Genomic DNA, 23,921 nt, shown 5'->3' with positions numbered 1-23,921 from the left:
GCAGTGGCCCTCATCGAACCAGTCGAGATGATCGAAGAACTCCTGATGGCTGTCGGTCACGGCAAACCCCTTCCCACCCTGAGCAGCAGTGCGCTGATGGTGCGCCCGGCAGCCGCGCGGAGTCAACCCGTCCGGCGCGTCGAAATCCGTGCCGAACGCCTGCGCTTACCAGCCTTCAGGATTCCGAGGGGCAGAGGCGAGCGCATGGTCGAGCGCGGACAGAAGCTTGGCCTTGGAGCGCGCCGACCACGGTGAGGATCGGCCGACCGCCCCGGAAGAGGATGAGGGTCGGCGCCGACATGACCCGGTAAGTGGCTGTGACGGAGGGATTTTCATCAGTGTCGACCTTGTAGATGGTGAGCATGTCGGCGCGTTCACGAGCGATGGCGGCCAGGACGGGTGCGACCATCCGACACGGTGGGCACCATTCGGCCCCGAACTCGACCAGCACGGGTCGCGGGTGTTCGAGTACCTCGCGCTCGAAGGTCTCGTCGGTCACGACTTTCAGCTCGGACCCAACATCGTTCGACAACATCACGATTCCTTCGCTTCACACAGATCCGATGCCAATTCGACACCACCACAGCATGAATCGGCCTGCCTGGCCTGTGCCGCCACAAGTTTGTCCGTCAAGGCCGCGCGCAAGGCGGTGAGCTGATCCATCAGAGCGTCGACTTCGGCGAGACGGCGGCGGTATACGTCGATCGAATCGGAACACGCGTCTCCGGCCTCATGGCCTGCCCGCAAACACTCCACGAACGGCCGCGTGTCCTCCAGGCTGAACCCGACAGCCTGCAGTGCCCGAATTTCTTCGACCATCCGGGCATCGGCATCGCTGTACTCCCGGTACCCGTTGGCCTCACGCCCTGCCGTGATCAACCCTTGCGATTCGTAGAACCGCAACGCACGTGTCGTTGTCCCCGCCTGCTTCGCCAACTCGCCGATCCTCATGCCCCGACCGTAAACATTGACCTCGGCGTCAAGGCAAGCTCGAGCACCCCTCGGAGCGCCAGCCGCTGATGCGCGTACTTCTCCTTCCTGCTGCAGGATTCATAGATCAGCGGAACTACTCATGGCTCAACGACATTGTTGCCGTGGGATCGGGATATCTGGTCGACGACGGAGTCGCGTACCGGGTATCAGAGGTCCCCTGAAGAATGCCGCGGGTGACCGGGCTGCCGTCACCTGGCGGTACGAATGTGACGCCTCCCGATGCCGTGGAACGCCAACGGTCCGAGTCGATTTCGGGCCGTTGGCGTTCGTGGGGCCGGGATCCGCAGGTGGCCTGCGGTATTCGGCGCTAACGGATCGGCAGCGCGCTGAAGACGGGGTCGTAGGCCCAGTTCAGCAGGCGCTCAGCGTCTTCCTTCGCGGCGCGGCCGCTGCCGGGTGAGCTGTGCAGGACCACACCGATCAGCGGTATTCCAGCCCGCACCGTCTCGAACAGCAGGCAGGCTCCTGCGGCGTCGGTGGATCCGGTTTTGATGCCGATGGTGCCGGGATACTCGCGCAGCAGTAGATTCGTGGTCTGCCAGTGGTGCTCACGATTGCCCGGGCCGGCGGGCAGGTGATAGCTCTCCGACCCGGCGATCTCGCGGAACGCCGGCAGGCTCATCGCGCGCAGGCCGAGGGCCACCAGGTTCGCCGGTGTGGAGTAGGTGGCGTAGTCGTCGGGGGAGGGCAGTCCGCTGGGATCGGTGAAATGTGTTTCCGTCAGGCCCATTTGCCCTGCGGTGTTGTTCATTCTGGCGATGAAGCCGTCTTGGCCGGGCCCGTAGGCATCGGCCAGGGTATAAGCGGCGTCGCAGCCGGAAGGCAGCATCATCGCGTACAGGGCCTGTCGTGTGGTGAACACTTCGCCGGGGACCAGGCCTGCGCTGCTTCCGTCGTTCCGGGCGCAATAGGACATGGCCTCCTGCGGCACGGTGACAGTCCGGTCGAGGTCGCCGGCATCGATCACGACCAGTGCCGTCATCACCTTTGCGATGCTGGCTATCGGGACCGGCGTGTTCGGCTCCCGCGACCACAGCATCGTGCCGGTAATTCCGTCTGCCAGTTCAGCCCCCGGCGCCTGTATTCCGTCCGGCTCGGAACTCGGCCAAGGCAACAGGCCATTCGGGGCGCTCGCGGCGGGAGCGGCCGCGACGCCATGACTGACCGCCGCAACCAGCGCCCCTGCGACGACAGTCTGCAACAATCGAGCAAATGTGGGCATGGCGACATTCTGCCTTTCAATCCCTTTGATCTCAGGGATTTCATTGCCGGGATTGTCGCGAAACTCGGGCCGTAGCGGACGCATAGCTAATGAGATGCTTCGGCGCCCCAATTCTCGCGTGCCCGCCCGCTCGACGGTGCGAGCCGGCCTGTTCGAGTCGCCGCCGATTGCGCATGTCCTGGTTCGGTCGATGCCGAGTTTCGTTGTCTCTGATCTCAATTCGTCGGCCAGAGGTATCGGATCGATTCGGTGCCGGGTGGGCCATGCTGCAGAGCGAATGGCGCTCTGGCGGTATCGGTGCCGGCGAGGAAGCTGTGGGCGTGTCGGTTTCGGCATAGGGCAGGTTGCGGCGGAATGCTGCTCAATCGGCTGGCCGCCGGGCTGTGATCTGCAGCCATCGGATTGGCGCGTCGAACTCGCCCGGCCCGTATCGCCGGCGCAATTCCGTGGTTGCGATCGCGGTTGCGGATTCGACGTCGAGGGACGAGTGGCGTTCGATTTCGCCACGCAGCGGGGTTCCCTGGCAGAACGCCACCGCACCGGTCTCCGGCGTGGAGTGGCTGGAACCCTCGATGTATTCACCGGTGATTCGGTCGAATCCGGCCGTTTCGAGTTCGCCGCGGATTCGGTCGATGTCGAAGTATCCGTAGGGCGTGCGGCGGAAGAACTCGAGCGGCTCGTCGGGTGCCGCCGCGCACAGTGCCCCGGTGATGACAAGGGGTACGGCGTTGTTCTCGATCCGGTCCCAGACATTGAAGGCGAATATGCCATTCGGGCGCAGCACCCGGAGCGCCTCGGCGTATCCGCGTACCTTGTCGGGCAGGAACATTGCACCGAATTGGCATGCGACCACATCGAAGGAGCAGTCGGGGAACGGCAGGCTCTGGGCGTCCGCCACCTGCCAATGCACCCGTTCGGAAACGAGCCGGGCTGCGGCCGCTGTCACCATGGGTTCGTTCAGATCGGTTGACACGATGTTGTGACCGCCCAACCGGGCGAGTTCCCTCGTCAGCGCCCCGGTCCCGGCAGCCGTTTCGAGAATGTCGACGGCGTCTGCCGTGGCCACCGATTCCGCAAGTAGCCGAGCCGGTTCCGCGAAGATCATCGGAACCAGCAGGCTGTCGTAAATCTCGGGGATCGACCCGGTGAAGGACGCGTCCCCGCGTCCGGCCGTGGTCACGAACCCGGCCTCGGATCGCCACTCACGGCACGGGATGCTACCGCCGACACCTGTTCCGAACCACCGACTGCTCGCCTTTGCCGGAGCTGTCGCGTGTGAACCTCCGGCCGACCTAATACGTAAGAAGAGAAAAGACCAACACATTCGACGCTTGCATCAGATGGACGAATGTCGCATCTGATGCATCGCCCTCGGCTGGTGTTCCGTAAGACCCCCCCGACCAACGGAACACCAGCACCGAGGCCCTCCGCCGCGACGATCGCTATTGGCGTTGTTATCCGAACATCCATTGACCGCCATTGACGTGGATAACCGCACCGGTGATGGCGGCTGAACGCGTCGAGCACAGGAAGGCGCATGCCCATGCCAGTTCCTCGGGCGTCGGCTGTCGTCGGATGGGGATGGTCGGGAGGAAAGTCTCCGTTCTTTCCGGGGTGACCTCGGGGTGGGTCTGCACGTCGCGGGCGGTGTCGATGAATCCGAGAGAGACGTCGTTGACGGTGATGCCGTGCTGGCCCAGCCCGGAGGCCAGCGACTTGGTCAGGGTGCAGGCCGCCCTTGCCGACCGAGTGGGGGACGCGGGTCCAGCCGCCCAGCCAGCCGTCCTCGCCGTTGATGTGTACCACCCGGCCCCAGCCGCGCTCGCGCATGCCGGGTACGAACGCTTTGGCCAGGTACCACGAGGCGGTGAGTTGCTGGTTCAGGTGGTAGTGCCATTCCTCATCGGTGATCTCGAAGAAGTCCTTGTAAAGCCGCCGGGCCGCGTTGCTGACGTAGATGTCCACGCCGCCGAATGTCGCCTCGGCCTGGGTCCGCATCCGCTCCACGGTCGCCTTGTCGGCGGCGTCACCTATCACCACCAGGGAGCCGACGCCGAGATCCGCGGCTTCTTTGGCCACCAAGTCGGCTTCCCCCTGATCGCTGCGGGTGTTGACAATGACGTTCGCGCCGCAGCCGGCCAGCTCGAGCACGATCGCCCGCCCGATATTCCGCCCCGAGCCCGTGACCAAGGCTGTCTTACCTGCAATTCCGAAGACGTCGCTCATGTCCGCCTGCCTTTGATCCAGAATCTGCGGTGATGGTGGTCCCAACCTGAGATGCCCGGCACCGTCCCGCCGCTGGCATCACGCCACGCTCATTACCCGGCCCGGCACAATCGTCTCGCTCCACTCGCACGAGTCAAGCGCCGGCTACGCGTCCTTCTCCGCGGTATTCGAGCGTAGGTGGAGAACCCATCTCGCCTGCACACTGGGCGCGTCACATTTCAGCCGTGCGGGTGGTCATGGCGGTATGACTATCGCTCACACCTGGCCCGGATGGGTCGCGACCGGTTTCCTGTGGTTCCTCGCCCTCGAGTTCATGATGGGGGCGGTGACCAAGTTCTGGCCCGGGCCGACGTTTTTCGGGCCCGCGTACTCGATCAAGTTCGCGGAGTGGGGGTGGCCCGCCTGGTTCCGGTTTGTGGTCGGCGGGATCGAGGGGGTGTGTGCGCTGCTGTTGGTGATTCCGTTCCACGAGGCACGATTCCTCGGCGCCGCGGTGCTGATACTGGTGCTGACCGGCGCCGTGGTCACGCACATCATCAATCACCACGGGCCAAAGGAGAGTTTCGCGGCACCGGTGCACCTGGTCATCATGGTGATCGTGGCCCTCGCGACATGGCCGACTCACTGGATGGACGTGCTTCGGCCCGGTCAGTGGGCGTAGCTGAATGTCGCGGTGGGCGAATGGGATTCGCCCACCGCGACCATCTCGTATGCCCCGCATCTCCGACCGCAAGGCCGCGCGCCACTGCACCGGAGATGGATGCCCTGGACCTGAATTGCGGGATGTTCGGTGTTGCAGCGGAGCAAATTTCACTGATCAGGGTTGGGATTTCCTGGGGCTGAGCAGGTTTCAGTCTGCGCGTGAGAACACTGCCACCAGAAAGTCGGACTGGTCGGTGAATGGGCGTAGGTCCCATGTCGAAAGCTGCAAATCCACTGTGAGTCCGGCGTTCTCGGCGTCGGTCAGGAACTGCGGGAACTCGTAGCCGCGGTCGGCTCCGAAACCTGTGACCACCCGGCCGCCCGGAGCGAGGTTGCGGGCGAAACCGGCCAGCACCGCCCCTCGGGTGGAGGGCGCCAGAAATGTCATCACGTTCCCCGCGCACACGATGACATCGAAGTCGGCGGTGATGTTGCGGGCCGGAAGGTCCAGTTCGGCGAGATCACCGACAATCCAGGTCGGGCCGGGATGGTCGTGCTCTGCGGCAGCGATCAAGACCGGATCGACATCGACGCCGACCACGACGTGACCCGCGTCGTGCAGGTAGCCACCCACACGCCCCGGACCACACCCCGCATCCAGGACCCGGCTACCGCGGTCGAGCATCGCGTCGATCAGCCGCGCCTCCCCGACGATATCCGCGCCCTCGGCCGCCAATCTCCGGAACCGCTCCACGTACCACTTCGAATGCGCAGGGTCGGCAGCGGTGAGCTCCTCCCAACGGCTGGGGGTACGTCCGTTCATGGATGGCTCCTCCTCGGTCGGGTCCGTGCCCGGTCCACTGTGCCACCGCCGCTCCGAGGCCAACCGGTCGGTCCCAGTTCCTCCTTCGACCCAGGCCGTCTCGCCCCTTCGACCCGGGCTGCGTCGTCACGATCGTGGGCCTGTGTCCCGGTGATCAGGCGTTGTCGGCCAGAGCGGCCAGGACCGCCGAGGTGTCGTGATAGTAGGGCCGGAATTCGGTGATCAGACCGTCCTGGAAGCTGATCCATTGCAGCAGCGAGGTTTCCAGTACCCGTCCGGTGCGGCGGGCACGCAGCCGGCCTCGGCTGTAGGCGACGACCCGTTCCCCTTCGCTGAGGAAGTGCTGCTCGTCGAACCACAGGCCGTCCCAGCTGTCTCCCATAGCGGCGAGGAATTCGCGTATGCCGTCGTGCCCGTGCCACTGCCCGCCGTAGGGCAGGCTCGAGGCCTGGTACATCACGACATCCGGCGCCAGATACCGAGCCATCTCCTCGAACTGGGCCCCCTCGGTGAGGTAGGCGGCCTCGGCCGCATAGAAGGCCCGCAGGGTGGTCATCGCATCGGTTGTCATGCTCACGATGGTCATCGACGCCCACCGCCCACGCTGGCGAGAATCGGCCGCGGTGTCGCGATGCAAGTGAGTGAATTCGCGGCGTGGTTACCGAATCCAGCTCCATAGCGATCCTCTCGCCACGCGGCGATCAACTGGGCTCCGAGCACACCGATGAAGCCCAGCGCCGCAACAACTATCGGTACCCACACCGAGACTTGCCCACCCATCGGCAGAACAGAACAGCCCGGTGGTTCGGATACTGGTTCGCCGTCAGTGATCCGGTGGGCTGGGTCAGCCCATGAGCATGTCGCGGTGGGTGTCCACCTGCTCGCGCAGCGCCTCGACGAGGGCGGCGACTTCGGGGCGGCGCAGGGTTTCCGGGCGCGCGACGAGCCAATAGGTCAGGCGCACAGAGATTTCCGGCAGCACGCGGGCCAGATCGGTGTGGCGGTCGGCCATGAAGCAGGGGAGCAGGCCCAGCCCGGCGGCCGCCCGGGTCGCCTCCACGTGCACGAAAACATTGGTGGAGGAGATGGATTCGCGCATGGCGGGCGCGAAGGTGGGCGCCAGGTCGAGGTCGTCGACCTGGAGCATGGAGTCGATGAAGTAGACGAGCGGGTGACGGGACAGGTCTTCGAGAGCTTCCGGGGCGGGGTGGTCGGCGAGATAGCCATGGGAGGCATAGAGCCCGAGCGTGTAGTCGCCCAGGGCGATGGCGCGGGCGCGGCGCAGCTGCGGTTTGCCCACCACCACTTCGATATCGAAGCCCGACCGCTGCAACGACGCCAGCCGGGTGGCGGTGACGATCTCGACCGACAGTCCGGGATGACGGCGCTGCATCCTCGCGATGGCGGGCGCGGCCACGTAGGCGCTGAACCCGTCGGTGGCCGACATGCGCACCACGCCTTCGAGTTCCGGGGTGTCGGAGGTCAGCGAGCGGACCGCGGATTCGATGGCCTCGGCCGCGGTGAGCGCCTCCCGGCCCAGATCGGTGAGCTCCCATCCGCTCGCACTGCGAATCAGCACCCGGCCGCCGAGCGCCTGCTCCAGCGCCGCGATGCGCCGCGAGATGGTCGTGTGGTTGATGCCCAGTTCCTCCGCCGCCGAGACGTAGCGGCCGGTGCGGCCCACCGCGAGCAGCACCAGCAGATCGTCGGGGCTGAGACGGGTTGTGGTGGAGGTCACGCTCATTTCTGCATTCTTGCAGATTGTGGCTGCGGATCTGGTCATTGCCGGGCAGCCGAATGTGCACGAATACTCCTTGGCATCGAAGTATGTGGGTCGCATCACAGATGAGGGGTGAGGCGGCCCGAGCGTGAAGGAGTTGCGCGATGAGCCTCCCGGATACCGAACCGGAAGCCCGCGGCGGCCTGGCCGGATTACGGCGCGTGGTCGCCGCGTCCATGGCGGGGACCGTGGTCGAGTGGTACGAATTCTTCCTCTACGGCACCGCGGCGACGCTGGTGTTCAACAAGGTGTTCTTCGCCAAGGGCACCAGCGACCTGGACGCCATCCTGGCGGCCTTCATCACCTACGCGGTCGGCTTCGCGGCACGGCCCTTGGGCGGCATCGTCTTCGGCCACTTCGGCGACCGGTACGGGCGCAAGAAGCTGTTGCAGCTGAGCTTGATCCTGGTCGGCGCGGCCACCTTCCTGATGGGCTGCCTGCCGACCTTCGGGCAAGTCGGCTATCTGGCCCCGGTACTGCTGGTGGTGCTGCGGTTCATCCAGGGCTTCGCGGTCGGCGGTGAGTGGGGTGGCGCGGTGCTGCTCGTCGCCGAGCACAGTCCGAGCCGCAGCCGTGCGTTCTGGGCGTCGTGGCCGCAGGCGGCGGTGCCGGTGGGCAATATGCTCGCCACCATCGTGCTGCTGGTGCTGACCTCGACACTGTCGGACGCGGCGTTCCTGTCCTGGGGCTGGCGGGTGGCCTTCTGGTTGTCGGCGGTGGTGGTCCTGATCGGCTACTACGTGCGCACCAAGATCACCGACGCGCCGATCTTCGTGGCCGCGCAACAGCTGGCCGAGCAGGAGAAGGCGAACTCCTTCAGTGCGCTCGAGGTGCTGAAGCGGTACCCGCGAGGTGTGTTCACCGCCATGGGACTTCGGTTCGGCGAGAACGTCTTCTATTATCTTGTGGTCACTTTCAGCATCACGTATCTGAAAGTCCATGTGGGAGCGAACACCAAGGTGATCCTGTGGTGGCTGCTAGCGGCGCACACCGTGCACTTCCTGGTCATCCCGCTGGTCGGACGGCTCAGCGATCGCATCGGGCGGCGGCCGGTCTACCTGGTCGGTGCCCTGGCCGCAGCGACCTGGGGCTTCTTCGCCTTCCCGATGATGGACAGCAAGCACAACGCGGTCATCCTGTCCGCGGTCATCATCGGCCTGGTATTCCACGCCTTCATGTACTCCGCGCAGCCGGCGATCATGGCCGAGATGTTCCCCACCCGCATGCGGTATTCCGGTGTGTCCCTCGGCTATCAGGTGACCTCGCTGGTGGCAGGGTCGCTCGCGCCCATCATCGCGGTGCGGCTGCTGGAGTCCTACAAATCCTCGGTGCCGATCGCCTGGTACCTGGCGGCCTCGGCGGCGGTGACCGTGGTGGCGGTGCTCTTCGCCCGCGAGACCAAGGGCGCGGACCTGGCGGCCATCGACCGGGCCGACGCGGAAAGCCTGGCAGCGCAGCGCAATTCGACGCAAGTTAGTGCAGAGGTGAAGGTGGCATGACCGAGACGACCGGACCCCTGGGTGAACTGGCGGGACGCAGGGCACTGGTGACGGGCGGGGCGAGCGGGATCGGAGCGGCCTGCGCCCGCGAGCTCGCCGCCCATGGCGCGCAGGTGACCGTCGCCGATATCGACGGCGAAGGCGCGGAGAAGGTGGCCGCCGAATTCGGCGGGCGGACATGGCAGGTGGATCTGTCGGACGTGACCGCGCTGGAGGACCTCCGGCTGGAGGCCGACATCCTGGTGAACAATGCCGGAGTCCAGACTGTCAGCCCGATCACCGACTTCCCGCCGGAACGGTTCCGCATGATGCAGCGGCTCATGGTCGAGGCCCCGTTCCTGCTCACCCGCGCGGCCCTGCCGCACATGTACGCCCAGGGGTACGGCCGGATCATCAATCTCTCGTCGGTGCACGGGCTGCGGGCCTCGGCGTTCAAATCGGCCTATGTGACCGCCAAGCACGCGCTGGAAGGGCTGTCGAAGGTGACAGCCCTCGAGGGCGGGCCGCACGGGGTGACCAGCAACTGCGTGAATCCCGGCTACGTGCGAACCCCGCTGGTGGACAAGCAGATCGCCGATCAGGCCACGACGCACGGCATCCCCGAGCAGCAGGTGGTGGAGCGGATCATGCTGACCGACAACGCGATCAAGCGGCTGGTGGAGCCGGAGGAGGTGGCCTCGCTGGTCGGCTGGCTCGCATCGGATGCCGCGCGGATGGTGACCGGGGCCTCCTACACCATGGACGGCGGGTGGAGCGCCCGATGACCGAGGTCGCGGAGTTCGCGGCGGTGCCGCAGTGGGAGCCGGACGAGGGCGCTATGGCGGCGGCGCGGATCACCGACTTCGGTCGGTTTGTCGAGCGGCGCTACGGAATTCACACCGAGGGCTACGCGGAGCTGTGGCGCTGGTCGGTGGACGACATCGCCGGATTCTGGCGGGCGGTGTGGGAGTACTTCGAGGTCGGCGAGGAGCCCGCCGAGGTGCTGGCTTCCAGCGACATGCCGGGGGCGCGGTGGTTCCCCGGCAGCCGGGTCAACTACGTCGACCAGATCATCCGGCACGCCCGTACCGACCGGCCCGCGATTATCGCGCTCAGCGAGGACAGCCCACTACGGGAACTTTCCTGGGCCGAAATGCTCTCCCGCACCGGGGTTCTGGCTCGCTCACTGCGCGAATTGGGTGTCGGTCGCGGCGACCGGGTGGCGGGCTACCTGCCGAACATTCCCGAAGCCGTGATCGCCTTCCTGGCCACCGCGAGTATCGGCGCCGTCTGGAGCGCGTGCGGACAGGACTACACGGCCGGGGCGGCGCTCGACCGCCTCGGCCAGCTCGAGCCGGTCGTGCTCATCACCGCCGATGGCTACCGCTACGGCGGCAAGGCGCACGACAAGATCGCCGAAATAGCCGCTCTCCGTGACGGTTTGCCCTCGTTGCGGGGGACCGTGCTGGTGTCGCGGCTCGGCCGAACGCTACCCGACGTCCTGGACTGGAACGACGCCACCGAGGATCTGTTCGCGCCGCAATCGCCCGTGCGCGCCACCGAGCCCGTCGATTTCGAGCATCCGCTCTGGGTGCTCTACTCCTCCGGCACCACCGGCAAGCCCAAGGGCATCGTGCACGGCCACGGCGGCGTGCTGCTGGAGCATCTGAAGGCCCTCGCCCTGCACTCCGATATCGGGCCGGACGACACCTTCTTCTGGTACACCAGCCCCAGCTGGATGATGTGGAACTTCCAGGTCTCCGGGCTGCTCGCCGGCGCGACCATCGTCTGTTACGACGGCAGTCCGGGCCATCCCGCGCCGGATGCGCTGTGGGAGTTGGCCGCGCGCACCCGCGCCACGGTCCTGGGCACCAGCCCCGGGTACGTGCTGGCCTGTGAGAAGGCTGGCGCCCGTCCGGCGCTCGCCCACGATCTGCGTGCGCTGCGGCAGATCGGCGTCACCGGTGCGGCCTTCCCGGCATCCTCGTCGATGTGGTTGCGCGACAATGTCGGTGACGTTCCGGTCTCCTCGATCAGCGGTGGCACCGATGTGGTCTCGGCCTTCATGGGCGGCACCCCGACCGTGCCCGTCTGGCCCGGCGAGCTTTCCGGCCCGTATCTCGGGGTGGCCCTGGAAGCCTGGGACGAATCCGGTCACTCCGTCCACGATGCGGTGGGCGAGCTGATCGTCACGCAGCCGATGCCCTCCATGCCCGTCGCGTTCTGGAACGACCCCGACGGCGCCCGCTACCGCGACGCCTATTTCGACATGTACCCCGGCGTCTGGCGGCACGGCGACTGGATCACCCGCACACCGCACGGCAGCGTCATCGTGCACGGGCGGTCCGATTCCACCCTGAACCGCAACGGTATTCGCATGGGCAGCGCCGACATCTACGAGGTCGTCGAGGCGCTGCGGGAGATCGCCGAATCCCTGGTGCTGGGCATCGAACAGCCGGGTGGCGGCTATTGGATGCCCCTGTTCGTGGTGCTCGCCCCGGGACGCGAGCTCACCGACGAGCTGCGGCAGCGGATCGCTGCAACGATCCGGACCGCGCTGTCGCCGCGCCACGTCCCCGACGTGATCATCGCCGCCCCCGGCATCCCGCACACCCGCACCGGCAAGAAGCTCGAAGTCCCGCTCAAACGCCTGCTACAGGGCGCAGACCCCGGTCGCGTCGTCGACCCCGCCGCGGTCGACGACCCCGGCCTGCTGTCCTGGTATCTCGGGCAATCGCCTGCCTAGCTGACATAGCGATTCCGGGTCGGCGTGGGCGCGGCTCGGCCGAATACCGGCGCGCGCGACGTCAACTCACCGGGATACGACGTCAACTCACCGGCGTACGAGGTCACCTCACCGGCTATATGAAGTGCTGGGGATCGATGAGCTCACCGGGGTGGACGTGCCGATCTCGCCGACCGTGATGGTCACCGTCGCGTCGACGGCGACCGCGGTGCCCGCCGCCGGATTCTGGCCGACCACCTTGCCGACCTTCGCGGGATCGGTGACCTTCACGGTGGATTGCTGCACGGTTCCGTGCCAGCCGAGGGCTTGCAGCGTGGTGGTCACGGCCGCGGGTGTCAGATTGGTCAGGGTCGGCAGGGTGATGGTGGCCGCGCCGGTCGAGACGTACACGGTCACCGTGGAACCGACCGCCTTCACTGTGCCTGCAGCCGGGTCCAGTGCCACCACAGTCCCTTTCGTCCGTTTGTCCTCGCGCTCGGCCTGCTGCACAACGAAGCCGTCCTTCTCCAACTGTGCCTTCGCCTGCGCGATCGCGGTATCGACCACATCCGGCACCGCAATGGTTTTGGGTGGGTATGAAGTGACCGGAGACGTGTACGGCGTTGTGACCGGCGGGATCACGACCTGACTGGTCGGAGTTGGTTCGGCATAGGCAACGGGCGATGTGGTTGTGACCGCCGGAAAGGTCGTCGTGGTCATTGGTGCAGTTGTCGCCATCGGTGTGAGGTCCTGGCGCTCATAGCCGATCCACACCAGCAGGTACCCGACCGCCGCCAGGGCGACGACCAGGAGCAGCGCCATGAGAATGCGTAACCCGCTGCCGCGCCTGCCATGCAGGGGCGTGCTGATACCGATGCGGTCCCGCTCGACCCACTCGGACGGTCCGGGCTCGGATACCGGATGTGTAGGCGCAGGTGGCGGGCCGATCCGCGCGGGCCCGGTTGGGGACTCAGTTCGCGTAGGCATAGGGGCCGGAGCCCTTCGCGCGGACAGCGGTGCCGGGCCGCTTCGAATGGGCATAAGTGTCGGGTCAGTTCGAGCGAGTCCAGTTGGGGGCTCTGTACGCGCAGGCGCGGGAGCCGGAGAGGTTTGCGCGAGTATCGGTGTCGAGCCGGTTCGAGTAGGCGCCGGTGTCGGGCTGGTTCGCGCGGGTGCCGATGTCGGGTCGACTCGACTGGGCGCCGGTATCGGGCCGGTTCGATTGGGCATCGGGGTCGGTCCGGTTCGAGTAGACACCGTGGTGGTCGGTCCGGTGCCGGTGGGGGCCGGAGGGGTGGAGGGCGGGTGGGTGGAGACAGGATGGGTGGGGGCGGGCGCGGGTGGCAGGGTGGTGGCGGCCGGTCTGGGTTGCGTCGCAGCGGGTCTCGGTCCGCTGAGATCGATGGTGGCCGGTGGGGGCCCGGTCAGGGGTGGCGCGGGCTGGCGGAGGATCTGTTGCGCCGACCATGCCATCTGGGTGCAGGTGCCGAAGCGCCGGCCGGGATCCTTGGCCATGGCGCGCGCGATGAGCTCGTCGAAACCCCGTGGTAGACCGGGGTTTCGCTCCGACGGCACCGGCACCGCCTCGTACGCGTGTCCGTAGATGATCTGGCCGACGTTCTGTCCCGGGTACGGCGGCTGCCCGGTCAGCATGTGATAGAGCGTGCAGCCCAGGGAATAGACGTCGGCGCGTCGATCGGCCTCGCCCGGCCGGGTCAGCCGCTCGGGGGCGGCGTACTGGAAGCTGGCCAGGATCTCGCCGCGCTGGGTCAGCTGCCTGCTCTCGTCGAGCGTCTTGGCGATGCCGAAGTCGGTGAGCAGCGCCCGTTCCGGCCGCCCGTCGGAGAGCAGGATGTTCGCCGGTTTCACATCCCGGTGCAGAATCCCGGTGTCGTGCGCGTGATCGAGCGCGGCGGCGGTCTCGGCGATGATTCGCACCGCCCGGGCCGGGTGCATGGCTCCCGGCCGCAGCGCCCGCGCCACATCGGTGCCGTCGACGAAGGTCATGGAGATCCACAGCCGGTCGTCCTCCTCGCCGCGCGCGTACACCGTGACGATGTTCGGATGCTGCAGCCGCGCAACGGTATCGGCTTCCCGCCGGAACCGCACCCGGTGCTGCGACTCGCCGCCGGGCAGCGTCAGTAGCTTCAGAGCCACGAATCGCGGCAGGTCCCGATCGCGCGCCTGATAGACCGCGCCCATCCCGCCGGCCCCCAGTTTCCGCAGGATCTGGTAGCCGGCGAAGACCTCGCCTGGTTCGAGCGTGCTCCCCACGGAGTGAATATCGCGCCACGCGCCCGCACCGAAACGTTCAGCGTGTCGGGTGCGGGTGGGCGGCCCCGCGACGATCGGGCGGGACCGCGTAACCAGCGCTTCTCGCAGAGTGAACCCGGCATTCCGGTCACACGAAACGCCGTTGGGGACGCGCGGGCGGCAATGACCTTGTAGTCTTTCACAATTCGGCCACCACGCTTGGCTAGTGTCGGGTGAGCCGTGCATCTGTCGATCAACAGAGAAGGGGATTGTCGGACGTGGACGTGGGAGCAGTGGCGGCGGCCGCGCAGTCGGGTCGCAGCAGCGAAGCCATCGTCGCCGACACCGAGAAGCAAGCCATCGATCTGCTGACCAATATCGGTCGCTACTACCAGGCCATGTACAACCTCGGTGACATCCGTTCGCCCGGAGCCGAATTGCGTGCTGCCTGCTCGAAGCTGCTCACGGTCGCGAATTGGCTGGACACCGCCCGGGACGAGCAGCTGACCGACGTGCCGGAGCCCGGCGAGTCGGCCGGGCCGTCGCAGGGACGCTCGCTGCCCCGGGTGGTGGCCGATTTCCTCGCCGAACACCCCGAGCAGACCTGGACCCCGGCGGAGGTGATCGCCGCGCTCCAGAGTCGCGGCGTGGAGCTGCCGATCAGCGCCCGCCACCACGTCGCGGTCGCGCTGGGGCGAATGGCGCAGCGCGACAACAGTAATGTCCGCAAACTCGATCGCGGGAAGTACCAGTACGCGGCGGACTCCGCGTAATCCGTCCCCGTCGGCTCACGCATGATCAACGGGTGAAAGAAAAGCATTTGGTGTACTGCCGGATCGAACGCGCCGGCACGATCCTGCTGATCCGCAGGGCCGCCGGGGTTTTCCTGGCCGGGCGGTGGGAGCTGCCGGGCGGTGGCGTCGAGCCGGGGGAGCGACCCGAACAGGCCGCGGTACGCGAGGTCGCGGAGGAGACGGGCCTGACCATCGAGGTCCTCGGTGAGCGCTCGGCGCACGAGTGGATGGATGTGGCCGGCCGTCCGCTGCGGATTCACGCACGCGTCTTCGATGTGCGCGAAAACGGCAGTGGCGCGGTGATTCTCAACCCGGACGAGCACGACGACCATGCCTGGGTCACACCGGAGCAGGTCGCCGGGCTCGATCTCGCCGACCACTTCCGCGACGCGGTGGCCGGATGAAGCGATAGGAAATGCCGGACCAGCCGCTGCGAGATGCCGGATGACGCGCTAGGAGATGTAGGCGATGAGTTCGTCGACGTAGGCGCGGAAGAGGGCGGCCATGTCGACGGTGTCGGGATCCACCAGCCACTGCAACTGCAGGCCGTCCATCATGGCGAAGACCTGGCGGGCGATGGCCGCGGGGTCGATGTCCTTGCGGATGCTGCCGTCGTCGATGCCCGCCTGTAGCGCTCGGGCCAGGTAGTCCTGGAGCAGGCGGTAACGGTTCAGCGCCCATTCGTGGGCCGGATGGTCGGCGGTGACCGCCTCGCTGGTGAGCACGGTGAACAGCCGGACCAGCCCGGGCACGTGCATATTGTGCTCGACCAGCTGGGCCAGGCGGACGAGGGCGTCCTTGCCGCGCAACTGCTGGTCGAATCCGAGGCGGTCGTAGTCGAGGCGGTCGCGGTAGTCGAGGACCGCCGACAGCAGCGCGGCCTTGTTCGGGAAGTAGTGCAGCAGCCCGGGCTGGGACAGGCCGCAGCGGTCGGCGATCTCGGCGATGGAGGCACTGCGATAGCCGTTGTCGGCGAAGGCTTTCAGTGCCTCGTCGATGATCTGCTCGCGACGGTCGTCGCCCCGTCTGCGGCGTCGGGGGTGGGGCGTCATGAGGTGGGACACTAGTCAACCTGGTTGATCAGGCAAAACCGGACCATGATCACGAAGTGATAACAGTACCTAGTGACCACTCGGTAAACTGGATTTCCACTGGCACACTCGTGCCAGCCGTACAGGGCAGTACGAGGGAAGGGATTGCCGATGAGTCAGGCCCCGATCATCACGCCGATCACGCTGCGCGGAGCGGCCGGGAAGCTGGCCGCATGGGAGGTCGAGCCGCCCGCCGGGATCGAGCGTCGCGGCACCGCGCTGCTGGTGCCGGGCTTCACCGGCTCCAAGGAGGACTTCGAGGAGATGCTGCCGCTGCTCGCGGCGGCCGGGTACCGGGCGGTCGCCTACGACCAGCGCGGGCAGTGGGAGTCCGAAGGGCCCGACGAGGTTTCGGCGTACACCCTGGCCGATTTCGTCGGCGACCTGCAGGGCGTGGTCGACCAGATCTCGCCGGCCGAGCCCATCCACCTGGTCGGGCATTCCTTCGGCGGCTACGTCGCCCGCGTCGCGGTGATCGAGCGTCCGCAGCGGTTCCGCAGCTTCACCCTGCTGGCGTCGGGGCCGTCCTCGGTCGCCGACATCGATTTCCCGCCGCCGCTGCTGGTCGCGCAGGCGGTGGAAGCCGGTGGGCAGGAGGTCATCTGGGAGCAGATGAACGCGGTCATGGCCCAGGCCGACCAGCAGCCCGCGCCGCAGCGCCGGGAGTTCCTGCGGGAGCGGATCCTGCGCACCAAGAAGGCCAACATCATCGGCATCCTGACCTGCATGGCCGAGCCGCCGGTGAAAGATCCGGCGGTGCTGCGGGATTCGGGTGTGCCGCTGCTGGTCGCCTACGGCGACACCAATGACCTGTGGGCGCCCGAGGTGCACGAGCGGTTCGCGAAGCAGCTGAACGCGAAGACCGCCGTCTATCACGGCTCCGGCCATGTGCCGAACGAGGATGTGCCCGCGCAGGTCAGCGCGGACCTGGTGACCTTCTGGAAGGAGCAGGAATGACCGACGTCATCGACGACCTCCTCGGGAAGCTGGATCTTCCCGCCAAGATTCGCCTGATCTCGGGCGCGGGTTTTTTCCGCTTCGCGGGCGAACCGGGCATCGGGCTGGCCGAGATGCCGGTCTCCGACGGCCCGTCCGGCGTGCGCGGCGAGCAGTGGGACGAGCGCGACCCCTCGGTCAGCCTGCCCTCGGGCACCGCCCTGGCCGCCACCTGGGATCGCGACCTGCTCACCGAGATCGGCGCGCTCATCGCCGCCGAGGCCCGCCGCAAGGATGTGTACGCGGTGCTCGGGCCGACCATCAATCTGCACCGATCCCCGCTCGGCGGAAGGCATTTCGAATGCTTCTCCGAGGACCCGATGCTGACCGCCGAGATCGCCGACGCCTACGTACGGGCGGTGCAGGCGCACGGGGTGAGCGCGTGCCCGAAACACTACGTCGCCAATGACTCCGAGACCGAGCGGTTCACCGCGAATGTGGTCGCGGACGAGCGGACCCTGCGGGAGCTGTACCTGTACCCGTTCGAGCGGTCCGTCGAGGCGGGCGCGTGGATGATCATGGCCGCCTACAACTCGGTCAACGGCGTCACCATGAGCGAGAACGACCTGCTCGACGAACCGTTGAAGGGGGAGTGGGGCTTCGACGGCGTGGTGGTGTCGGACTGGACCGCGGTGCGCTCCACCCTCGGCGCGGCCAAGGGCAACGACCTGGCCATGCCCGGTCCGTGGGAGCTGTGGGGCGCGCCGCTGGAAGCGGCCGTCCGCAAGGGCGAGGTGCCCGAGTCCGCGATCGACGAGAAGGTGCGGCGCATTCTGCGATTCGCCGTCCGGGTCGGCGCGTTGAACGGAACGCCCAAGCCCGTTCCGACCTTCAGCGACGAGGCATCGCAGCGCCTGGTGCGCGAGGCCGCGGCCAAGGCCATGGTGCTCGCCGCCAACGACGGCACCCTGCCGCTCGGTAAGCCCGCGCAGGTGGCGCTGCTCGGATCCGCCGCCGCCGAACCGCGTTTCATGGGCGGCGGCAGTGCGACCGTGATTCCGGCGCACACCACCTCCCCGCTGCAGGGGCTGTCGGAGGTGCTGCCGGTGGTCCACACACCGGGTGTGCACCTGAGCGAGAACATGATTCCGGTTCCGCTGGACCTGGTCACCGACCCCGAGACCGGCGAGCCGGGGTTGTCGCTGCGGTACCTCGACGGCGACGCCGTGCTGGATACCGAGCATCGGCGGGCGGGCAGCCTCATGCTCTTCGGCAACCCGAATGCCCTGCAGGCCAAGGCCATCGAGCTGCGCGGACGACTGCGGGCGGACGTGGCGGGGGAGTGGCGCATCGGGTTCGCCGGTGTGGGCACCCTGACCCTGACACTGGACGGTGAGCAGGTGCTCGAGGAGACCGTGATGCTTGCTGGCGCCGATCCGGTCGAGATGCTGCTGAATCCGCCGCAGCGGTTCGTGACTCGCACCCTCGCCGAGGGGCAGGAGGTCGACGTGCTGGTGCGCATGATGCCGGACAACGGCTTCCCTGCCCTGGGCATCACCTACGCGGTCGGCCGTCCGCGCCGATCGGACGACGAAGAGTTCGCTGCCGCAGTCGAATTGGCGCGGACCTCCGAGGTGGCGGTGGTGGTCGTCGGCACGACCGAGCGGATCGAATCCGAAGGCTTCGACCGCACCACGCTGCGGCTGCCCGGCAGGCAGGACGATCTGGTCGCCGCGGTCGCCGCGGTGAACCCGCGCACCATCGTGGTGGTGAACTCCGGTTCGCCGGTGGAGATGCCGTGGCGCGACGACGTCGCGGCCGTGCTACTCGCGTGGTTCCCCGGGCAGGAATTCGGCGCGGCGCTCGCCGACGTGCTCACCGGCGCCGCCGAACCCGGCGGCCGTCTGCCCACCACCTGGCCCGACACGATGGCCGACGTGCCCGTGCTCGACACCAAGCCCGCACCCGACAATGCGCTGCCCTACGGCGAGGGCATTCACATCGGCTACCGCGCCTGGCTGAAATCGGGTGTGGCCCCGGCCTATCCGTTCGGCCACGGTCTCGGCTACACCACCTGGGAGCTCGACGAACTGACGGTGTCCGGCCGGACGGCGACCGTCACCGTCCGCAATACCGGTAGCCGCCGGGGGCGTCAGGTCGTGCAGGCGTATCTGTCGCGCGAGCACAGCGACATCGACCGTCCGGTGCGGTGGCTGGCCGGATTCGCGGTGGTGGAGGCGAACCCGGGTGAATCCGTCACCGCCACCATCGACGTGCCCAAGCGCTCCTTCGAGCACTGGACCGATCAGGGCTGGGCCATCGAACCCGGCACCTTCACCCTGCACGTCGGCACCTCGGTGACCGCCCTCCCCCTCACCGCCGACATCGGCTGATCGCCTCGACCGCAACGGGTTCCGGCCGCACCACGGCCGGAACCCGTGCTCTTTCGCACGCTCTGGACAACCCGTGGCTCATTCCGAAGCCGACGCCGTCGGCACCGTCCCCTCCACCCGGACGACGCCCACCCGCGGCCTGCTGCCGCTGCTGTTCGCCGGGAACGCCGCGATGTACGCGCCGTACATCGGTGTCGGCAGTGTCCTGCTGCCGCTGCAGATCGAGCACATCGATGCCGCGTCGAAGGTCGCCAACCTCGGTCTCGTGGTGGCGTCGGCGGTGGTTTGCTTCGGCGGGTACCCGCCCCTATTCCTGGTCGGTGGCCTGCTTTCGGTGCTGGGGGCGGCCGCGGTTGTGCCGATTCGGGCGGTGCGCTGACATTCAGTGCCGGAGTTTCGGTGGGGCTATGGATATTCCTGCTTGCATGCCAAGATCAGGTAATATCTGGCCACACTGAAAGGGGCTGCACGGCAACCCTTTTGCACTCTTGATCGACAGCTAGGCGGGTAGGGGGTATCCGGGGGACAGAACTCGAGGCTTCAGCGAAGTTGTCGAGGCGCAGGGGCCGCTCGTCGACGCGGTGGGGGTGTTGACGGCGAAATGACAGGGGCCGGCTGCGCCACCGATCGTGCACGCGATGGATGACGCCGGCGTAGCCGTCCTCCGCGACGTGGTGACCAGAAGATTCCGTAGCATCGTCTGCCGCTCGCACCAAAGGAATCTAGAGTGTCCGAAAATTTCCCGGAACATCCCGCCGCTCTTTCTTCCACTCCCACCGACCTTTCCCTGCTGTTGCGCCCGGCCCCGCCCGGGGCGCCCACCGACATGGTGCGCATGCAGCCGCGCAACGGCTACCTGCTGTGGGCCGACCTGCCACCCGTTCTCGTTCTGGGCAGCTCCGGCGGCTCCGGCGCGACCACCACCGCGCTGGGCATCGCGGGCGCGGCCGCCTACGACTATGGCGAACACTCGCCGATCGTCGTCGATGCCACCACCACCGGCGGCGACCTGGCCGCCCGCGGGTGCGACACCATCGATGCCGCGGGGACCGTCCAGTCCTGGCTGAGCATGACCCACCGCAGCCTGCCGTCCACCGTGATCGACAGCTGCGGCGAAAACAGCTCCGGCGTAGGCGTATTGCCCCGCGGCCCCGAGGCGCTGCCCCGCCGCGAGACCTACTCGTCGGTGCATCGCGACCTGGTCGAAGCCGGCTGCCTGCCCGTCTACGACGGCGGCGCGCCCGTCACCAACCGCATGGTCGCCCCGCTGCTGTCGGACTCCCGGATCTCGCTGGTGATCACCCTCGCCGCCCGCCCCGACGCCGTGAATCGGCTCAAACCCGCGCTGATCTGGCTCGACGACAACTACAGCCAATACCACCTGGCCGAAGCGGTCATCGTCGTCACGCGTCAGCACCCGAAGGACGGGCCGCTCGTCACCGAACACGTCCGCAAATATCTCGGCGACGTGGTCCGGGCGGTCGCCGAAATCCCCTATGACGCTCACCTGGGTTCCGGCGGCCCCATCAGCTGGCGCCGCCTGGCGCCACCCACCCGCGCCGCCTACCGCCGACTCGTGAACCTGCTCCGCTAGTATCCGACATTTCGAAATGCCTGTGCGGCTTGATCCGTCGGCGCGGCTCTTGCTGGCAGGATTAGGCCATGAACGCATTCGAGGTGGCGATGACCGTTCGATTGCGGTGCAGCCGCTGAGAAGTTCACGATGTTGGCGTAATTCCCTGTTCGAATGCATCTCACGAGACATGGATTCGAGGGCATATGACGAATGCTCGGCGGTTACAGCGGCAGGTTGATGGTGGGGGACATGCGCGTTCGGCAGCGAGAACACGATTGCCGGCGGGAGCGACATACGTCGCATTCCTGCTGACGGCCCTCGGCCTGGTGCTCATCGGGCCGGTAGCCGCAGGTTTCCTGATCGAGGCGAGCGGGGGTGGGGCCACCGGGCCGGGGGCAATCGCGGCGCTGATCGGAATGGCGACCTTCATCGCACTCACGCTGGGGGCCGGATCCTGGATGTTCTGGACGGTCAGGCGCAGCCCGGCCCCGGGATCACACTCGGGTACGTGATCGGCGCAGTAGAACGACTGCCCCGACGACGATGACGATGCCGACCGCGAGGAGGACCGAACCGAACACTGCGAGGAACCAGGTCTGGCCGGAGAATGCGGCAATGGTGCCCGGGACCGCCAGCCAGATGACCGTGCCGAGGATGGCGGAGAGCCATTCCGCGGGGCTGCGGCCGAGTTGCCATCCCATCGTGGCCAGTTCCGATTTGATGGACTCGCCGATCCGGTCGGGATCGCGGTTCCAGTGGTGCGGGGCCTCGCCCTCGCTGTTGGGCCAGTAATACCGGAAGAACTGTGCTCGGCTGTGCTTTTCATTGAGCCGCAGGGAATAGCTGTAAGGGGTCCGGGTGCGGTGCTTGTCGTAGGGCCGTTCGACCCGCAGGCCGTCGTGGACCGAGCGCACGGTGTAGGGGCTGCCGTCGAGCACCATCCGCAGGCGGCTCTCCAGCAACAACTTCGCCGACGGAATCGGATAACTCACAAGATCATCGTAATCTAACCGAGACCATTTGTGTGGCAATCGAACTGGCGGTCGCGAATCCATGGGGTGGCATTTCCGAATGCGATTGTCTCTCGATGTAATGCGGCGAATTATCAGCCCTGGCCGCCGAAGGTGGTGAGGTCGATGGCATCGGCCATGGCCTGGTATCCGGCCGCGTTCGGGTGGAGGTTGTCGGGGCCCGCATAGCGCGGGGCCAGGACGGAGGGGTCGGCCGGGTCGCGGAGGGCGGCATCGAAGTCGATGACGCTGTCGGCGAGCTGCTGCCCGCGGATCCAGGAATTCAGTTGCCGGCGAACGGGGTCGGCGGTGGGGAAGGTGAGGATGCCGTCGTTGAGGGCGTTGGCGGCGGGCAGGATGGTGCCGAGGTGGACTCGCAGACCGGCGGCGTGGAGTCGGTCGATGAGCTCGGTGTAGCCGCTGACCAGCTGGTTGTAGTCGGCGCCGATCGGGATGCCCAGGTCGTTGATGCCCTCGAGGATGATGACGTCGGTGACGCCGGGCTGGTCGAGCACATCGTGCTGGAGCCGGGAGGTGGCGGCGGGACCGAACTGGGGGATGAATCCGTCTCTGGTGACCCGGTTTCCGGAGATGCCGGCATTGACGACGCTGTAGGGCAGACCGGCCTGATCGAGCCGCCGCTGCAGGAAGTCGGGGTAGCGCTGGGCACGGTCGACCACGCCGGGGTCCTGCGGGAGGCCCAGGAAGTTCGAGGCGACGTAGCCGTCGGTGATCGAATCACCCAGGGCGACAATGGCGCTCACCGTTCCTGGCGCTCGGACATCGAGACCGGACAGGAACGGCATCGAGGTGGTGTGCAGCGGCAGACTCGCCCCGGCGGGGTCGCCGGCCGTGTCTCCGGCGAACGGGAGACTGTAGAAACTGGTGGCGTTCGCGTCGAAATGCTCGGTGGGCAGGACGTCCGGGCCGGCGACGTAGACGCTCACGGCCAGGGACTCGAAAGCGCCGAAGGACAGATCGACCGGATCGCTCACGACCTCACCCCACGCCGCGGCCGTTACGCTCGGGCTGCCGTCGAAGGTCACCTCGCGCATGGATTCCGGCTGTACCGCAGCGCCTTCGGACTGCTTGGCAATGGTCACATGAGCGAACTCGACCGGCGTGGGGCGGGTGCGGTTGGTGAGGTGGATCCGCACCGTCGCGCCGCCCCGATGCGGGGTCGCGATCAGCCGGTAGGTCTGGTCGGACAGGTGCAGCTGCGGCGCCTCGGACGGATCCACGACGCCGAACGAATCCGACGGCGCCGCCATCCAACTGCTCACCCAGTGCGCGCCATCGCCCGCCTCGCCTGCGGGTGGCTCGGCCGCAGCCGGAACGATCCCGTGCCAGGCCATGGCCGCCAGCATCGCCACCGTCACCGCGCCACCCCTCCTGCCGGCGTGTGCGAGACCAGACGGAAAGGTTGGGCGGCATCGCGGTGTCATGCTGGCCGACCCTAGCAATCCCTGTAATTCCTTACAGAGTTTTCGGCAAGAAGATCAGCTCACCGACAATGCCTCGCGCAGCACCGTATCGAAGCCGATCGGCTCGCGGCCGATCAACTCCGCCAATGTCGGGTCGACCGTGGCGAATTCACCGGCTCGGGCGGCGGCGAAGATATCCACCATCATGTCCGCCTGCCATAGCGGGACGCCGTAGCTCACCATCTGCTGCCGGAATTCCTCGTCGGAAACGGTGACGCGCTTGATGGTTCGGCCCGTGAGCTCGGAGGCGAGGGCGGCGACCTCGTCGAAGTCCACGGCCTGTGCGGCGGTCAATGGCGGTGTGGGACCGTCGAATCGACCTTCCTCGGCGAGGATCGCCGCGGCGGCGTCGGCAAGGTCGGCGTGCGCGGTCCAGCTCACCGCTCCATCCGCGGGCAGCGCTAGACGGTATGAGGGCCCACTGAGTTGGGGCCGGAGGCCTCGTTCTGCAAAGCCGCGTGGGTTGCCGGGGTGAAACTCACTTCGGTAGAGCCA

The 23,921-nt window shown here is 67.2% G+C and carries 23 protein-coding genes and 1 pseudogene; 10 read left to right on the top strand and 14 right to left on the bottom strand.

Annotated elements, in window-relative coordinates:
* Positions 1-175 precede the first annotated feature (175 nt).
* The 6 genes and pseudogenes from ACFXIV_RS46505 to ACFXIV_RS46480 form a co-directional block, all read right to left on the bottom strand.
* Entirely contained in the window at positions 176-535 is a 360-nt protein-coding gene (locus ACFXIV_RS46505; RefSeq protein ID WP_379404318.1) for a thioredoxin family protein, read from the bottom strand.
* Positions 535-951 carry a MerR family transcriptional regulator gene (locus ACFXIV_RS46500; RefSeq protein ID WP_379404316.1) on the bottom strand — a complete coding sequence of 139 codons (417 nt, stop codon included), beginning with the start codon at positions 949-951 and terminating at the stop codon, positions 535-537. The genes ACFXIV_RS46505 and ACFXIV_RS46500 overlap by 1 nt, the downstream gene beginning before the upstream one ends.
* Before the next feature lie 349 nt (positions 952-1,300).
* On the bottom strand, positions 1,301-2,299 hold the full coding sequence (locus ACFXIV_RS46495; RefSeq protein WP_379404314.1) for a D-alanyl-D-alanine carboxypeptidase family protein: 999 nt from the start codon (positions 2,297-2,299) through the stop codon (positions 1,301-1,303).
* A gap of 277 nt (positions 2,300-2,576) precedes the next feature.
* On the bottom strand, positions 2,577-3,395 hold the full coding sequence (locus tag ACFXIV_RS46490) for a class I SAM-dependent methyltransferase (RefSeq protein ID WP_379404312.1): 819 nt from the start codon (positions 3,393-3,395) through the stop codon (positions 2,577-2,579).
* A gap of 274 nt (positions 3,396-3,669) precedes the next feature.
* The gene (locus ACFXIV_RS46485; protein WP_379404336.1) at positions 3,670-3,900 is read right to left on the bottom strand and encodes an SDR family oxidoreductase; all 231 of its coding nucleotides are present in this window, start codon (positions 3,898-3,900) and stop codon (positions 3,670-3,672) included.
* Between the two features lie 55 nt (positions 3,901-3,955).
* A pseudogene (locus ACFXIV_RS46480) lies at positions 3,956-4,441 on the bottom strand (SDR family NAD(P)-dependent oxidoreductase); the annotation flags it as partial.
* Between the two features lie 244 nt (positions 4,442-4,685).
* Here ACFXIV_RS46480 and ACFXIV_RS46475 point away from each other — a divergent pair.
* Positions 4,686-5,102 carry a DoxX family protein gene (locus ACFXIV_RS46475; RefSeq protein WP_379404310.1) on the top strand — a complete coding sequence of 139 codons (417 nt, stop codon included), beginning with the start codon at positions 4,686-4,688 and terminating at the stop codon, positions 5,100-5,102.
* A gap of 189 nt (positions 5,103-5,291) precedes the next feature.
* On the opposite strand, the gene ACFXIV_RS46470 is transcribed toward ACFXIV_RS46475, so the two are convergent.
* From ACFXIV_RS46470 to ACFXIV_RS46460, 3 genes are all read right to left on the bottom strand, one after another.
* Positions 5,292-5,906 (bottom strand): class I SAM-dependent methyltransferase, encoded by a 615-nt coding sequence (locus ACFXIV_RS46470; protein WP_379404308.1) that lies wholly within the window; start codon positions 5,904-5,906, stop codon positions 5,292-5,294.
* Between the two features lie 154 nt (positions 5,907-6,060).
* Positions 6,061-6,477, bottom strand: a complete 417-nt coding sequence (locus tag ACFXIV_RS46465) for a nuclear transport factor 2 family protein (RefSeq protein ID WP_379404306.1) — start codon at positions 6,475-6,477, stop codon at positions 6,061-6,063.
* Positions 6,478-6,750: 273 nt separating this feature from the next.
* Positions 6,751-7,650: a LysR family transcriptional regulator gene (locus ACFXIV_RS46460; RefSeq protein ID WP_379404304.1), complete on the bottom strand. Its 900-nt coding sequence runs from the start codon at positions 7,648-7,650 to the stop codon at positions 6,751-6,753.
* Between the two features lie 140 nt (positions 7,651-7,790).
* Between ACFXIV_RS46460 and ACFXIV_RS46455 the strand changes: the two genes are divergently transcribed.
* From ACFXIV_RS46455 to ACFXIV_RS46445, 3 genes are read left to right on the top strand one after another with little or no spacing between them, the layout of a single operon-like run.
* The gene (locus ACFXIV_RS46455) at positions 7,791-9,185 is read left to right on the top strand and encodes an MFS transporter (protein ID WP_379404303.1); all 1,395 of its coding nucleotides are present in this window, start codon (positions 7,791-7,793) and stop codon (positions 9,183-9,185) included.
* A gap of 17 nt (positions 9,186-9,202) precedes the next feature.
* Positions 9,203-9,949: a 3-hydroxybutyrate dehydrogenase gene (locus ACFXIV_RS46450; RefSeq protein WP_379404334.1), complete on the top strand. Its 747-nt coding sequence runs from the start codon at positions 9,203-9,205 to the stop codon at positions 9,947-9,949.
* Positions 9,946-11,910 (top strand): acetoacetate--CoA ligase, encoded by a 1,965-nt coding sequence (locus ACFXIV_RS46445; protein WP_379404302.1) that lies wholly within the window; start codon positions 9,946-9,948, stop codon positions 11,908-11,910. The genes ACFXIV_RS46450 and ACFXIV_RS46445 overlap by 4 nt, the downstream gene beginning before the upstream one ends.
* 108 nt (positions 11,911-12,018) lie before the next feature.
* Here ACFXIV_RS46445 and ACFXIV_RS46440 read toward each other — a convergent pair whose 3' ends face one another.
* Positions 12,019-14,163: a protein kinase gene (locus ACFXIV_RS46440; RefSeq protein ID WP_379404300.1), complete on the bottom strand. Its 2,145-nt coding sequence runs from the start codon at positions 14,161-14,163 to the stop codon at positions 12,019-12,021.
* Positions 14,164-14,420: 257 nt separating this feature from the next.
* Here ACFXIV_RS46440 and ACFXIV_RS46435 point away from each other — a divergent pair, with 257 nt between their 5' ends.
* Both ACFXIV_RS46435 and ACFXIV_RS46430 read left to right on the top strand, forming a co-directional pair.
* On the top strand, positions 14,421-14,915 hold the full coding sequence (locus tag ACFXIV_RS46435; RefSeq protein WP_379404298.1) for a hypothetical protein: 495 nt from the start codon (positions 14,421-14,423) through the stop codon (positions 14,913-14,915).
* Positions 14,916-14,947: 32 nt separating this feature from the next.
* Positions 14,948-15,340 (top strand): NUDIX domain-containing protein, encoded by a 393-nt coding sequence (locus tag ACFXIV_RS46430; RefSeq protein ID WP_379404296.1) that lies wholly within the window; start codon positions 14,948-14,950, stop codon positions 15,338-15,340.
* Positions 15,341-15,388: 48 nt separating this feature from the next.
* On the opposite strand, the gene ACFXIV_RS46425 is transcribed toward ACFXIV_RS46430, so the two are convergent.
* Complete coding sequence (locus ACFXIV_RS46425) at positions 15,389-15,988, bottom strand: TetR/AcrR family transcriptional regulator (protein WP_379404295.1); 600 nt, start codon at positions 15,986-15,988, stop codon at positions 15,389-15,391.
* 150 nt (positions 15,989-16,138) lie between these two features.
* Here ACFXIV_RS46425 and ACFXIV_RS46420 point away from each other — a divergent pair, with 150 nt between their 5' ends.
* The 4 genes from ACFXIV_RS46420 to ACFXIV_RS46405 all read left to right on the top strand — a co-directional run bounded on the left by ACFXIV_RS46420 (position 16,139) and on the right by ACFXIV_RS46405 (position 20,950).
* Positions 16,139-16,984: an alpha/beta fold hydrolase gene (locus ACFXIV_RS46420; protein WP_379404293.1), complete on the top strand. Its 846-nt coding sequence runs from the start codon at positions 16,139-16,141 to the stop codon at positions 16,982-16,984.
* A complete protein-coding gene (locus ACFXIV_RS46415) occupies positions 16,981-19,356 on the top strand; it encodes a beta-glucosidase (protein ID WP_379404291.1) in 2,376 nt (791 codons plus the stop codon). The genes ACFXIV_RS46420 and ACFXIV_RS46415 overlap by 4 nt, the downstream gene beginning before the upstream one ends.
* Before the next feature lie 73 nt (positions 19,357-19,429).
* Entirely contained in the window at positions 19,430-19,735 is a 306-nt protein-coding gene (locus tag ACFXIV_RS46410; RefSeq protein ID WP_379404289.1) for a hypothetical protein, read from the top strand.
* A 348-nt stretch (positions 19,736-20,083) separates the two neighbouring features.
* Positions 20,084-20,950 carry a MinD/ParA family protein gene (locus tag ACFXIV_RS46405; RefSeq protein ID WP_379404287.1) on the top strand — a complete coding sequence of 289 codons (867 nt, stop codon included), beginning with the start codon at positions 20,084-20,086 and terminating at the stop codon, positions 20,948-20,950.
* Between the two features lie 476 nt (positions 20,951-21,426).
* Here the strand turns inward: ACFXIV_RS46405 and ACFXIV_RS46400 are convergent, their stop codons facing one another.
* The 3 genes from ACFXIV_RS46400 to ACFXIV_RS46390 all read right to left on the bottom strand — a co-directional run bounded on the left by ACFXIV_RS46400 (position 21,427) and on the right by ACFXIV_RS46390 (position 23,807).
* Positions 21,427-21,924, bottom strand: coding sequence for a hypothetical protein (locus ACFXIV_RS46400; protein WP_379404286.1), 498 nt, complete (start codon positions 21,922-21,924; stop codon positions 21,427-21,429).
* A 113-nt stretch (positions 21,925-22,037) separates the two neighbouring features.
* Entirely contained in the window at positions 22,038-23,321 is a 1,284-nt protein-coding gene (locus tag ACFXIV_RS46395) for a GDSL-type esterase/lipase family protein (protein ID WP_379404284.1), read from the bottom strand.
* Between the two features lie 120 nt (positions 23,322-23,441).
* Entirely contained in the window at positions 23,442-23,807 is a 366-nt protein-coding gene (locus tag ACFXIV_RS46390) for a hypothetical protein (RefSeq protein ID WP_379404282.1), read from the bottom strand.
* Positions 23,808-23,921: the final 114 nt, after the last annotated feature.

Source organism: Nocardia sp. NPDC059236 (assembly GCF_042754085.1).
Classification (GTDB): domain Bacteria; phylum Actinomycetota; class Actinomycetes; order Mycobacteriales; family Mycobacteriaceae; genus Nocardia.
Note: the sequence above shows the minus strand (reverse complement) of the source record. Positions and strands in the feature narration are given on the sequence as shown.

Bases quoted from the DNA above. Each gene is read 5' to 3' on its own strand.
- ACFXIV_RS46415 (WP_379404291.1), top strand. From the start codon at position 16,981: ATGACCGACGTCATCGACGACCTCCTCGGGAAGCTGGATCTTCCCGCC.
- ACFXIV_RS46465 (WP_379404306.1), bottom strand. From the start codon at position 6,477: ATGACAACCGATGCGATGACCACCCTGCGGGCCTTCTATGCGGCCGAG.
- ACFXIV_RS46470 (WP_379404308.1), bottom strand. From the start codon at position 5,906: ATGAACGGACGTACCCCCAGCCGTTGGGAGGAGCTCACCGCTGCCGAC.
- ACFXIV_RS46420 (WP_379404293.1), top strand. From the start codon at position 16,139: ATGAGTCAGGCCCCGATCATCACGCCGATCACGCTGCGCGGAGCGGCC.
- ACFXIV_RS46460 (WP_379404304.1), bottom strand. From the start codon at position 7,650: ATGAGCGTGACCTCCACCACAACCCGTCTCAGCCCCGACGATCTGCTG.
- ACFXIV_RS46445 (WP_379404302.1), top strand. From the start codon at position 9,946: ATGACCGAGGTCGCGGAGTTCGCGGCGGTGCCGCAGTGGGAGCCGGAC.
- ACFXIV_RS46505 (WP_379404318.1), bottom strand. From the start codon at position 535: ATGTTGTCGAACGATGTTGGGTCCGAGCTGAAAGTCGTGACCGACGAG.
- ACFXIV_RS46425 (WP_379404295.1), bottom strand. From the start codon at position 15,988: ATGACGCCCCACCCCCGACGCCGCAGACGGGGCGACGACCGTCGCGAG.
- ACFXIV_RS46475 (WP_379404310.1), top strand. From the start codon at position 4,686: ATGACTATCGCTCACACCTGGCCCGGATGGGTCGCGACCGGTTTCCTG.
- ACFXIV_RS46455 (WP_379404303.1), top strand. From the start codon at position 7,791: ATGAGCCTCCCGGATACCGAACCGGAAGCCCGCGGCGGCCTGGCCGGA.
- ACFXIV_RS46500 (WP_379404316.1), bottom strand. From the start codon at position 951: ATGAGGATCGGCGAGTTGGCGAAGCAGGCGGGGACAACGACACGTGCG.
- ACFXIV_RS46495 (WP_379404314.1), bottom strand. From the start codon at position 2,299: ATGCGTCCGCTACGGCCCGAGTTTCGCGACAATCCCGGCAATGAAATC.